General features: G+C 64.7%; 10 protein-coding genes. 5 read left to right on the forward strand and 5 right to left on the reverse strand.

The genetic code is table 11. The features are described 5' to 3' along the window. Positions 1–151 precede the first annotated feature (151 nt). Complete coding sequence (locus tag D106_RS0104330) at positions 152–1,360, forward strand: 6-phosphofructokinase (RefSeq protein ID WP_018867716.1); 1,209 nt, start codon at positions 152–154, stop codon at positions 1,358–1,360. 128 nt (positions 1,361–1,488) lie between these two features. On the opposite strand, the gene adk is transcribed toward D106_RS0104330, so the two are convergent. Then, on the reverse strand, positions 1,489–2,145 hold the full coding sequence (adk, locus tag D106_RS0104335) for an adenylate kinase (RefSeq protein ID WP_018877185.1): 657 nt from the start codon (positions 2,143–2,145) through the stop codon (positions 1,489–1,491). A 151-nt stretch (positions 2,146–2,296) separates the two neighbouring features. Here adk and D106_RS0104340 point away from each other — a divergent pair, with 151 nt between their 5' ends. Then, positions 2,297–3,463: a hypothetical protein gene (locus D106_RS0104340; RefSeq protein WP_018879324.1), complete on the forward strand. Its 1,167-nt coding sequence runs from the start codon at positions 2,297–2,299 to the stop codon at positions 3,461–3,463. Positions 3,464–3,532: 69 nt separating this feature from the next. Here D106_RS0104340 and D106_RS0104345 read toward each other — a convergent pair whose 3' ends face one another. Genes D106_RS0104345 through D106_RS0104355 form a run of 3 tightly spaced genes read right to left on the reverse strand, consistent with a single transcriptional unit; the run spans position 3,533 to position 8,126 of the window. Next, the gene (locus tag D106_RS0104345; protein WP_018867719.1) at positions 3,533–4,516 is read right to left on the reverse strand and encodes a DmsC/YnfH family molybdoenzyme membrane anchor subunit; all 984 of its coding nucleotides are present in this window, start codon (positions 4,514–4,516) and stop codon (positions 3,533–3,535) included. A 17-nt stretch (positions 4,517–4,533) separates the two neighbouring features. Further along, entirely contained in the window at positions 4,534–5,265 is a 732-nt protein-coding gene (locus D106_RS0104350; protein ID WP_018867720.1) for a 4Fe-4S dicluster domain-containing protein, read from the reverse strand. After that, positions 5,262–8,126: a molybdopterin oxidoreductase family protein gene (locus D106_RS0104355; RefSeq protein ID WP_018879325.1), complete on the reverse strand. Its 2,865-nt coding sequence runs from the start codon at positions 8,124–8,126 to the stop codon at positions 5,262–5,264. The genes D106_RS0104350 and D106_RS0104355 overlap by 4 nt, the downstream gene beginning before the upstream one ends. Positions 8,127–8,351: 225 nt before the next feature. Here D106_RS0104355 and D106_RS0104360 point away from each other — a divergent pair, with 225 nt between their 5' ends. Next, positions 8,352–8,879: a YfcE family phosphodiesterase gene (locus D106_RS0104360; protein ID WP_018879326.1), complete on the forward strand. Its 528-nt coding sequence runs from the start codon at positions 8,352–8,354 to the stop codon at positions 8,877–8,879. 154 nt (positions 8,880–9,033) lie between these two features. Continuing rightward, positions 9,034–9,636, forward strand: a complete 603-nt coding sequence (locus D106_RS0104365; protein ID WP_018867723.1) for a CBS domain-containing protein — start codon at positions 9,034–9,036, stop codon at positions 9,634–9,636. A 65-nt stretch (positions 9,637–9,701) separates the two neighbouring features. On the opposite strand, the gene sat is transcribed toward D106_RS0104365, so the two are convergent. Beyond that, a complete protein-coding gene (sat, locus tag D106_RS0104370) occupies positions 9,702–10,892 on the reverse strand; it encodes a sulfate adenylyltransferase (protein WP_018879327.1) in 1,191 nt (396 codons plus the stop codon). A gap of 583 nt (positions 10,893–11,475) precedes the next feature. On the opposite strand from sat, the gene D106_RS0104375 reads away from it, so the two are divergent. Beyond that, positions 11,476–12,252 (forward strand): hypothetical protein, encoded by a 777-nt coding sequence (locus tag D106_RS0104375; RefSeq protein WP_018867725.1) that lies wholly within the window; start codon positions 11,476–11,478, stop codon positions 12,250–12,252. Positions 12,253–12,270: the final 18 nt, after the last annotated feature.

The raw sequence follows: 12,270 nt of genomic DNA on the forward strand, positions 1-12,270 counted from the left end.
CATTAAATAAGTTTCTGATAATACAATTAAACAATTCCGTACACAGGGTGCGGAATTTGCTATCTTCGGGCTTTGTTGCATCGAGATGCCCCGGTCGCTATGCGGCCGGTTCACCGATGGTTCGCACGCAAGTCGCAAAAGGAGGACGAAGATGGCCAAGGTTCTGATCGCCCAGGGTGGAGGCCCGACGGCGGTAATCAATCAATCCATGGTGGGTGCGGTCCTCGAGGCCCGGAAATTCACCGACGTCGAACTGGTCTACGGGGCCTTCCACGGGGTCCGCGGGATCATCGACGAGGAATTCCTGGACCTGACCCAGGAGACCACCCACAACCTGGAGATGGTCGCGCAGACGCCCTCGTCCGCCCTGGGGTCCACGCGCGACAAGCCGGACCTTGACTACTGCAAGGAGATCTTCAAGGTCCTGAAGGCCCACGAGATCACCTACTTCTTCTATATCGGCGGCAACGACTCCTCCGACACGGTGCGCATCGTCAGCGAGGAGGCGCGCAAGGCCAACTACCCGATGCGCTGCGTGCACATCCCGAAGACGATCGACAACGACCTGGTGGAGAACGACCACACGCCGGGTTTCCCGTCGGCGGCACGGTTCGTGGCGCAGGCCTTTATTGGTGCCAACCTCGACAACTACGCCCTGCCGGGGATCTATCTGGCGGTGGTCATGGGGCGTCATGCCGGTTTTCTCACCGCGGCCTCCGCGCTCGGCAAGAAATTCCCGGATGACGGGCCGCACCTGATCTACGTGCCGGAGCGGGTGTTCGAGGTCGACCAGTTCCTGAAGGATGTGAAGGCCACCATGGATCGCCACGGCCGTTGTGTGATCGCGGTCAGCGAGGGCATCCACGATGCCAACGATGAACCCATCGCGACCAAGCTGGCGAAGGATGTCGAGAAGGATGCCCACGGTAACGTCCAGCTCTCCGGTACCGGGGCGCTGGCGGACATGCTGTGTGGCGAGATCCGCGACAAGCTGGGGGTGAAGCGGGTGCGTGGCGACACCTTCGGCTATCTGCAGCGGGCCTTTATTGGCTGCGTGTCGGATGTCGATCAGCGCGAGGCCCGCGAGGTGGGCGAGAAGGCCGTGCAGTTCGCGATGTGGGAAGGTCGCGACGGTTCGGTGGCGATCAAGCGCACCGGCTTTTACTCGGTGGACTACGAGTATGTGCCGCTGGAGGCGGTCGCCGGCAAGACCAAGGTGATGCCGGACGAGTTCATCGATGCCTCGGGCACCGATGTGACCGATGCCTTCCGCATGTACCTGCGGCCCCTGCTGGGTTCCGGTATGCCGGATGCCTACCGGCTGCGGCAGAACAAGGTGACCAAAGTCCTGGGGCGCTAGTCGCGGCCCGCTCGGCAGCAAAGGGGGCTGGCCGGTTGGCTGGTCCTCGAATCGAAAAGGCCCGCCCGGTGCTCCGGGCGGGCCTTTTTACCTCGTGGGAGGCACTTTCCGGGCCTTCCGCGAGATCGTCAGCCCAGAGCCTTGAAGATCTGGTCGCGGATGTCTTCCACCGACCCCGTCCCCTTGATGTGGACGTACTGCGGCGCCGACGGGTCATCGCTGTCCGCCCACTTCGAGTAGAACTCGACCAGCGGCTGGGTCTGGCTGTGATAGGCCTCCAGGCGCTTGCGCACCGTCTCTTCGTTGTCGTCCTCGCGCTGGATCAGGTCCTCGCCGGTGACGTCGTCCTTGCCCTCGACCTTCGGCGGGTTGAACTCGACGTGGTAGGTGCGACCGGAGCCCGGGTGCACCCGCCGCCCGCTCATGCGCCGGATCACCTCTTCGTCCGGGACATCCACCTCCACGACAAAGTCGAGCGGCACGTTCTGTTCCTTCAGGGCCTCGGCCTGCGGGATGGTGCGCGGAAAGCCGTCGAACAGGAAGCCGGTGTCGCAGCAATCGGGCTGCTCCACGCGTTCCTTCACCAGACCCAGGATGATGTCGTCGGAGACCAGGCCGCCTGCATCCATGACCTCCTTGGCCTTCATGCCCAGTGGGGTGCCTGCGTTCACCGCCGCGCGCAGCATGTCGCCGGTAGAGATCTGCGGGATGTTGTACTTCTCGCAGATGTACTGGGCTTGCGTGCCCTTGCCGGCGCCGGGCGCCCCCAACAGAATCAGTCGCATGCTCTCGCTCCTCTGAGGAGTGGGTGGTTGTGCTATGGTCGCGGCAGACACTCCCGAGCCGCGCAAGTTACAGTACAGGCATTGTGGTTGTAGGTACAAGTCCGCCCGCGCCGCCCTGGCATCGCCCCCCTGCAAGGAGTCACTGACCGTCATGCAAGCCGGCCCCCGCGAGATCACCACGCCGTTTCGGCCCATCCCCCTGGACATCCCGGAGGGCATGAAACCCAACGAATTCTTCAACAGCACCGAAAACCTGGCGGACCTGGTCCACAACAACGGGCTGCTGGTGAATCCGGAAAACCTGCTGCTCTATCGCAAGGCGCTGGGGCACAGCAACGAGTTCGACTGTTCCATCATCTACAACACCTCGCAGACCATCCTCGACCCGATGGGCCGCCCGGTGCGGCGCACCCAGGTGCCGGAGCCGGTGCGGCATGTCTGGAACCGGATGAACGGGGTGATCATCGAGTACATGCTGGAGCAGTACCCGGACCCGGCCGAGGCCCTGGTGCTGGCGGGCGAGGCCAGCCTGGACGCGACCTGGCCGCTGACCGCGCCGGGGGTGCCCAGCATCCGCATGCTGCACAACCATTTCATCGTCTTCCCGATGGCGTCGCTGGCCGATGCGCCGCTGGCGGATCCGGGCAATCCCAATCTGACTGATGGCGGGCAGCACAGCCTGTTTCAGGCCTATATGCGCGAGGTCTACCGGGCGTTCTTTACCCGGGCCCTGGACCTGCAGATCCTGCGCCCGGCGTCCGATCACGAGGCGCGCCTCGGGTTGACCGGCTACCCGCACGGCCTGCCGAGCTGGGAGATCCAGGGCGGGATCGAGGCGCTGAAGGACATCCGCTTCTGGCGCGAATACGACGCCATCCTGCAGGGCTTCCTGGACTTCTATCGCACCTTCTTCTCCCAGGTCTCCACCCGCAATGCCCCGATGCCCGAGGGCGTGCACTTTCCCGATGCGGTGGAGGAGGTCCTGCTGTTCAACAACGACTTCCTGAAGACTGCCAAGAAGGTGCGCGACCGCTGCTTTACCGATGCCAAGTACGCCCATGCCATTCGCTGGCAGCCGGCCTTCAAGCAGCTGATCTACCGCAATGACGAGGGCCGTCTGATCGTGACGATCAGCCAGAACTCGATCGGCAACGCGATCACCGAACTGCTGGGGGTGGTGGTCAACCGGGTGCCGGACGCGGAGGCCTACGGGCGCGTCGAACCGGCCCTGGTCGAGAAGCTGCTGGAGGTGCGTCGCCGCCTGGTAGAGGTCGATCTGGGGGAAGGCATCGCGACGGAGGGCTGGCCTGCCATCTGAGCGGTCCGTTTGAAACAGGGCCCGTAGTGGGGGTGAACGAGGGGCGGCCAGGCCGCCCCCCAACCGGGGTCAGGCGACCGACTGGTAGTAGATATTCTGCGGGTGGTTGGCCTGGGCGAAGAAGAACCAGCGCTCGGCCACCAGGCCCAGGTACTGGATGACAAACGCGGCGATCAGCACATTGACCGGGTCGACCCGGGTGACCAGGGCGATCAGGAGCAGGAGCGCCGGGATCGCGAACGCCCCCAGCAGGAAGATCCACTTCATCCCGCGCAGGAACGTCGCGGACATGTGGTGAAAGAACTCCCGGGTGTTGAACGAACCGCCCATGAAGCCCTGGGACTTCTGCTGGATCTTCGGGTGCTTCACGCCGATCGCGGTCTGCACCGTGGATTTCGACTTGATACGGGCGTTGCGCACCAGCGATGCGATGCGGGTGGCCAGGCCCAGCAGCGTCAGCACAATCGCCACCGTCGCCAGGAACGCGACCAGCGGGACACCGGCCCAGGCCGCATAGGCAGCCGCCAGCGTGAAGCCGTTGGCAGCGCCCAGCACGGTGTAGTTCACCACGGTCAGCGGGGAGTGCCATTCCTGCAGGAACTTGATGCAGGCGTAGATCATCGCGGTCGTGACATACAGAACGATCGCCAGCAGCGCGCCGATGGCACCGAGCACGACGGTCGGCAGGATGGGGACGTCCCCGGCCAGCGTGCCCAGAGGCGGGTTGAACCCGAACGCGTGGGCCGCGCCGTACAGGAAGACCACGCCCATGAACGCCGGGAGCACGATCACCTCGCGCGACAGCCACGAGGTGCGCCACTTGGTGGCGGTGCGCCAGGCGCGTTCCGGGCGCCCCAGGTGGAAGAACGAGGCGACCAGCCCGAGGACCAGGAAGACCAGGGCGAGTGCGGAGCCCAGCGCCAGGAAGTCCGAACCGGGCGGCGGCAGCACGCCCAGAAGACTGAGAGACTCGGCACCGAACAGACCGAGAAACAGGCCCTGGCCGGCGCCGATCAGGGTGGTGAGAAAGATAACCGAGAAGGCTGGATGCATAGTGTCTTCGTCCCTGTTTACCAGCTGGTGACGTCGTCGAGCGAGGGTTCTTCCTGCCCGGGCTTCGGCAGCTGACTGTCGATCTTCAGCGGGTTGTCGGCGCGCTCCACCTCGTCCTCGCGGATGGTCAGCTGAGTCTTGCGTCGTGGCAGGTAGTGATTGGCCGGTTTGGTGCCCCATTCCGGCATCAGCTGATAGCCGCCTGCTTCGCGGATCGCCTTCGAGACGACCGATTCGGGATCATGAATGTCCCCGTAGAGTCGTGCGTTGGTCGGGCAGGCCCGTACGCAGGCCGGCTTGCGATCCCACTCCGGCAGCTCCTCGTTGTAGATGCGGTCCACGCACAGGGTGCACTTGGTCATCACCTTGCTTTCGGTGTCTACCTCGCGCACCCCGTAGGGGCAGGCCCAGGAGCAGTATTTGCAGCCGATGCACTTGTCGTAGTCGACCAGCACGATGCCGTCCGACTCGCGCTTGTAGGACGCCCCGGTCGGGCAGACCGGCACACAGGGAGGCTCTTCGCAGTGCAGGCAGGACTTGGGAAAGTGGACCGTCTCGGTATTCGGGTATTCACCGACCTCGAAACTCTGCACGCGGTTGAAGAAGGTACCGGTGGGGTCCGCGTCGTAGGGGTTCTGGTCGACCAGCGGGCCGGCATCGCCCGAGGTGTTCCATTCCTTGCAGCTGGTGACGCAGGCGTGGCAGCCCACGCAGACGTTGAGATCGATGACAAGGGCGAGTTGGGTCATTTCTTACCTCCTATTCCCGCAAAGAAGTTCACCACACGGGCCCGCTTGGACTGGCCGGGGTAGGGGTGCAGGGCCTTGAACTGGGGCGATGTCTCCTGCGGCGCCCCTTCTTCGGCCTTGTAGATGCGCACGCGCACGTCGTACCAGGCGGCTTGCCCGGTGACGGGGTCGGAGTTGGAGATCGGGCCTTCATCGCCCGGGAGCTCCTCGGAGATCAGGTGATTCAGCAGGAAACCCTTGCGCGACTCGTTGGCCTCGGGTGTCAGGTTCCAGGCCCCCGCGGCCTTGCCGATCGCGTTCCAGGTCCAGACCGTTCCGGGTTCGACCGCCTCGGAGTACTTGGCCATGCAGCGTACCCGGCCCCACTGGCTTTCCACCCAGATCCAGTCCTCGTCGTTGATCCCGGCGGCGCGCGCGGTGCGCGAATTCACGTAGAGCAGGTTGTGCGCGTGGATCTGTCGCAGCCAGGCGTTCTGGGAGTCCCAAGAGTGGTACATCGCCATGGGACGCTGGGTGATCGCGGCCAGGGGGTAGGTGTGCTTGTTGGTGGTCTGGTACTCCAGCGGGTCGTAGTAGAACGGCAGCGGGTCGAAGAAGGTCTCCACGCGTTTGGCCAGATGCGCCGGGGCCTTGCGCGATGGGCCCTTGCCCTGGGCGGCGGCGCGGAACTTCATCAGCACCTCGGAATAGAGGTGGATCAGGATCGGCTCGCCAAAGCGCGTGATGCGGTTGCGCTGCGACCACTCGAGATAACCCTTGTTCCAGTTGCGCATGTACTGGTAGCTGCGCGGCAGCTCGTACTGGAATACGCAGTTGTTCTGGGCGTACATCTCCCACTGGTTGGGGTTGGGTTCGCCGCGCAGGGATTTCTCCCCGCCCTTGCCGCGCCAGCCGGCCAGGAAGCCGATACCGGAGCCCGGTTCGGTCTCGTAGTTGACGACGAAGTCGGGGTAGTCGCGGAATTTGCGCTCCCCGTTCTCGTTCACGAACGCCGGCAGTTTCAGGCGCGAGCCGAGCTCGATCAGGACTTCCTGGAACGGCTTGCACTCGCCCTTGGGCGGCACCACCGGGATGCGCACCGAGTCCACCGGGCCGTCGAACTCGGAGATCGGGCGGTCCAGCATGGACATCACGTCGTGGCGTTCCAGATAGGTGGTATCCGGAAGGATCAGATCCGCGAACGCGGTCATCTCGGACTGGAACGCGTCCGCGACGACCAGGAACGGGATCTTGTAGTCCCCGTTATCATCCTTGTCGTTCAGCATCTTGCGGACCTCTTCCGTGTTCATGGTCGAGTTCCACGCCATGTTGGCCATGAAGATCAGCAAGGTGTCGATCGGGTAGGGGTCCCCGCGCCAGGCGTTGGTGATGGCGTTGTGCATCATGCCGTGCACGGCCAGCGGGTATTCCCAGGAGAAGGCCTTGTCGAGGCGTACCGGCTCGCCCTTGTCGTCCACGAACAGGTCGTCCGGGTCCGCGGGCCAGCCGAGCACCATGCCGTCCAGCGGCTTGCCCGGCTGCACGCCCTCCGGCCCCTTGGGCGTGCGGGCGCAGGGTGGAATCGGACGCGGGAACGGCGCCTTGTGGCGGAAGCCGCCGGGGCGGTCGATGGTGCCCAGCAGCGACATCAGAATCGACAGCGAACGGATGGTGTGGAAGCCGTTGGAGTGCGCGGCCAGTCCGCGCATCGCATGGAACGACACCGGGTTCCCGGTGACGGATTCGTGTTCCACGCCCCAGGAGTCGGTCCAGGCAATGGGGAGTTCGATGCGCTGGTCGCGCGCGGTAACGCCCATTTCGTGGGCCAGCCGGCGAATGTCCTTGGCATCGATCCCGGTGATCCGGGCGGCCCATTCCGGCGTGTATTCGGCGACCCGGTCCTGCAGCAGCTGGAAGGCGGGCTTGGCCGGGGTGCCGTCATCCAGGGTGAACTCGCCGAGCAGGAAGGGATCGGCATCCGGCGTGTGGGTCGGCACCGCGCGTCCGGTCTTGCGGTCCCACCACAGTTGGTTCTGCGCGTCGTAGCAGCCCTCCTCGGGCGGATCCTCGGTGCGCAGGAACATGCCGAAGTCGTCCTGCTCCTCGTTCATGTTCACCAGCTGGCCGGCATTGCTGTAGCGGACCAGGAAGTCGCGGTCGTACAGGCCCTTGTTGATGATCTCGTGGATCAGTGCCAGCAGCAGGGCACCGTCGGTCCCGGGGCGGATCGGCACCCATTCGTCGGCGATGGCCGAGTAGCCGGTGCGCACCGGGTTGATGGAGATGAAGCGCCCGCCCTGGCGCTTGAACTTGGAGATCGCCACCTTCAGCGGGTTGGAGTGGTGGTCCTCCGCGGTGCCGATCATCACGAACAGCTTCGAGCGTTCCAGGTCGGGGCCGCCAAACTCCCAGAACGAGCCGCCGATGGTGTAGATCATGCCGGCGGCCATGTTCACCGAGCAGAAGCCGCCGTGGGCCGCGTAGTTGGGGGTGCCGAACTGCTTGGCGAACAGCCCGGTCAGGGCCTGCATCTGGTCGCGCCCGGTAAACAGGGCAAAGCGTTTCGGGTCGGTCTCGCGGATGTGCCCGAGGCGTTCGGCGAGGATCTCGAAGGTCTCTTCCCAGGAGATCGGCTCGAACTCGCCATCCCCGCGCTCGGCGCCGGCCTTGCGCCGCAGGGGCTGGGTCAGCCGCGCGGGCGAGTGCTGTTTCATGATCCCGGAGGCGCCCTTGGCGCAGATCACGCCTTCGTTGATCGGGTGCTCCGGGTTGCCATCGATGTAGCGCACCTCCCCGTCGCGCAGGTGCACCCGGATGCCGCAGCGGCAGGCGCACATGTAACAGGTGGTGTTCTTGATTTCCTGCGACGGGGTCTGTGCCATAAATCGTCAACGCCTTGTAAGTTAGACAATCGCGATATACTGCAATACCCCTTACTTCGATCGGGGTTACCCCCACTATGCAGTTCCGGAGTATCCACCACAAGGGAGTCAAAGATGGATTCTTTGCGCCCGTTCGGATGCCCCGAATCGGGCCCGGACGCAGGGCGGGGCGCGGCAGTGTTATCGTTCCGGCACCGGAATTTCACAACAGAGGCCTGCCAACCCATGAAGGTATGCATTGTTTCCGACAGTCACGACCGTGGCCCGATGCTGGCCCGCGCGATCGAGGCCGGCATTGCCGAGGGCGTCGAGGCGGTCATCCACTGTGGTGACGTGATCGGCGGCAACACGCTGCGGGCGTCACTGAAGCTGGGTGTGCCGATCCACGCGGTGCACGGCAACAACCTGGGGGACCCGGTCGCGATCTCGCGCATCGCGCACCAGTCCGATGGCCTCCTGCACTACTACGGGCTGGACGCCACCATCACCCTCGGTGGCCGGCGCATCTTCGTCACGCACTACCCCCATTACGCCCATGCGATGGCCTGCACCGGGGACTATGACCTCGTCTGCTGCGGCCACAGCCACGAGACCGAGATCCGCCAGCAGCCGCACGTGAAGGATGGCGCCACCTGGCTCGTGAATCCGGGCACCGTGGCCGGGCTTGGGGCGCCGCGGGCGACCTGGGCGCTGGGCGATCTCGAGACCATGGACTTCGCGATCCGGGCGACACCCGAGGAGAGCGCGGCCTGATCCGACTCGGTCATACGGCCCGCATTCGTCAACGGGGTGGCGTTTCGGCGCGGGATGATCGACCCGCTTGTCAGCGCCTTCGTCTCAGGGCATCGTCTAGGAGAGGGCGCATCATTCGTGTCCCTCTGGATTCCACCGTGGATGGAGAAACGCGATGACCGCAGAATTCCCGCACAAGCCCCTTCCGTCGCAAAAGGCGGCCCCCGGAATCGGGCTCCAGCAGGTGTCGGAGGAAGACCCCCAGGTCACCCTGGCTTCCTCGGCGCTGTGCGTAATGACCGATTTCCGCCGGGTGCCGGTTGCGACGATCGGTCCCGAGGCGACGCTCAACCAGGCGACCGAGCAGATGATCGCCCGGGGTGTCCGGCTGCTGATCGTAGTGGACTCGGAGCGCGTGCTGGGTCTGATCACGGCCCGCGACACTCAGGGGGAGCGCCCGGTCCAGATGGTGAACGAGCGCGGCATGCGGTACGACGACCTCCGGGTGCGTGACCTGATGGTGCCGCTGGATGACGTGGACCTGCTGGACATGCAGCGCGTGATGCAGGCGGACGTGGCGGATATCGTCGCGACGCTGAAGGACTGGGGACGCCAGCATGCGCTGGTTGGTCAGCGGGATCCCCAGACGGGTGAGACTCGCATCCGGGGGATATTCTCGGCGACCCAGATCGGGCGTCAGCTGGGGATTCAGGTGCAGACCTTCGATGTCGCGCGGACCTTCGCGCAGATCCAGGCGACCCTGTCCAAGACCTATTAGCCGGAGCCGACATCCGGCCGCCCGCGCGAGTGTGCGGGTCGCCGGATGCCTGAACCGCGTTTCTGCTACCGGTTCAGCCCCTGGTAGTACTCCATCAGGATCTTGGCCACTTCCGGGCGGGAGAACTCGACCGGCGGTGCCTCGCCTCGGCCCAGCATCTCGCGAACCTTGGTGCCGGACAGGAGCACGAAATCCTCCTTCGTGTGGTCGGGTGCATCGCACATCATCACCACCCGGTCGAGCTTCTTCGAGTAGGCCGTGTGGTCGGCCCGGAAGATCTCGATCTCCAGCGCGCCCGCGGGTACCTCGGTGTCGAAGATCGTCTGGGCATCGAACGGCCCGTAGTAGTCCCCCACCCCGGCGTGATCACGCCCGATGATGAAGTGGGTCGCGCCCATGTTCTGGCGGAACAGCGCATGGAGCACGGCCTCGCGCGGACCGGCATAGAGCATGTCGAAGCCGTATCCGGTGATCATCACCGTGTTCGGCGGGAAGTAGAGCTCGGCCATCTTGCGAATGGCGGCGTCGCGCACCGGGGCCGGGATGTCGCCGGGCTTCAGCTTGCCCAGCAGCATGTGGATCACCACGCCGTCCGCATCCAGTTGCTCCATGGCCATGCGGCACAGCTCTTCGTGGGCGCGGTGCATCGGGTTGCGGGTCTGAAACGCGACCACCCGGTTCCAGCCGCGTTCCGCGATCTCGTTGCGGATCTCGACGGCGGTGCGGAAGGTGTCGGGGAAATCGTCCTGGAAGTACGAGAAGTGGAGCACCTGGATGGGCCCCGATACGCAGACGCGGCCCACGCTGTTGAAGGCGGCGACCCCGGGGTGTTCCATGTCGGTCGTGCCGTAGACCTTTTCGGTCATGGTCGCCATCTGCTCGGGCGTGAATTCCTCGATCGCCTCGACCTCCTGGATGGCGAGGACCGGGTTCCCCTCCATGTTCGGGTCACGCAGGGCAATCCGCTTGGCCCCGCGAATGGCGTCCGCATCCTCCAGCAGGTTGACCATGGGCACCGGGAAAAACAGGCCGCTGGTGGTTCGCATGTTCTCCGCGCAGCTCATGGCGTCGGCGACATTCATGAACCCGGTCAGCGGCGTGAAATAGCCGCCGCCCATCATGACGGCGTTGCCGGCGGCGCCGGAGCTGATGACCACGGAGGGCAGGGTCTCGGCCTCCTGCAGCAGGGCGTGGTGTTGATCGGGGTCGTAGACGAACAGGGGCTTCAGGGTGTCTGCACCGTGCGGTTTGATCATGGGGCTTTCTCTCCTGCCGACGCTGGATGTGAACTGCATGGATGGGGTGGTCTGTGCCACACGTAAGTCGTGTTCGGGGCGCATGCGCCCACCCGGTTGACGGGTCGGGCGCGCTGCTGGTCGACCCCGAACGTAGCACAAGATAGTCCATAAAGGTTCGGGTTTCTTGACCGTCCCCGCAGCCGCACATCCGGATCTGTCCGCCCGTCAGGGCCGTCAGCCCTGCCCCGGGCGCGCCCCGATCAGCGGCCGTTCTCCCTTTGTCTCACCCGGCCCGGGCGTTCGTTCCGGTGCCCTCGCTGGCGCCCCGGACCCGCGTGCTGCGGGCAGCGGGCGGTGTGCCGCCCCCGGGCCAGCCTGGCGGCTTGCGATGGCGTCGACCCGGGCCGCTAGATAAGTGTTTCCATAAATAAGCATATGACCTCATTCATCGGGCTTATGCGCGGGGAAGCAAGTTTGATTTGAAGCAAAAGATCGAGTTGGCACAGACTCGGTGTGCCCATTGGACACTCTGAGGAGGCCTGACGCCGTGATCACTAGCAATCCCTTTGCCGAACTGGCTGCGTTTATTCCACCAGCCGCAATGCAGGCGTATGTCGTGCTCATGGTCATTCTGGTGGCCGCCGGCACGATCCTCGACATGATGCACAAGAGGAGTGCCCAGTACTTCTTCGAGAACGCCAAGAAAGCCGAGAAGAACGCGACCCGCAGCGTGAGCGGCGGCGAAAAATTCTCCCAGGCCATGCAGACCCTGGGAAAAGAGGTCATCACCTCCGGTGAATTCAAGAACCCGAAACGACGCGCGTCCCATCTGTTCACCATGTGGGGCTTTATCCTGTTCGTGGTCTCCTCCGCGGTCCTGATCTTTGGCTACGCGAGCGAGCCCGCCGCGGGCGTGTGGCCGGTCCTGTGGCATCTGGGCGCCCTGTCGCTGGCCTTCGGCGGCTACTGGTTCTGGTTCTTCATTCGCGTCGACGTCTACTCCGAGGGCCGTCGCTGGTACCAGCTGGTCCGGGCCGATCTGTTCATCGTGTCGCTGCTGGCGATGTCGACCTTCGCCATCCTGTGGTCGCTGACCCAGGGCACCGGCGCCCTCGGGTGGCTGTTCTTCGCGCTCTTCCTCGCGGCGACCACGACCCTGTTCGCGACCGTCTACTGGTCCAAGTTCGCGCACATGTTCTTCAAGCCTGCCGCGGCCTACCAGAAGCGCATTACCCGTGCCGACGGCTCCGCCGAGAACCTCCCGACCCTCACGCGCGACGATCCCGAGCAACAGCAGCGCCATTCCATGGAACTGCTGCGCGATGCGCCGATGGAGATGGGGAAGGGCATCCAGCGTGAAGCGCCGCACCACTACTAGCCATTAACCCGAACACCA

The sequence above is a fragment of the Thioalkalivibrio sp. ALE9 genome (assembly GCF_000377445.1).
In the GTDB taxonomy this organism is placed as follows: Bacteria; Pseudomonadota; Gammaproteobacteria; order Ectothiorhodospirales; family Ectothiorhodospiraceae; genus Thioalkalivibrio.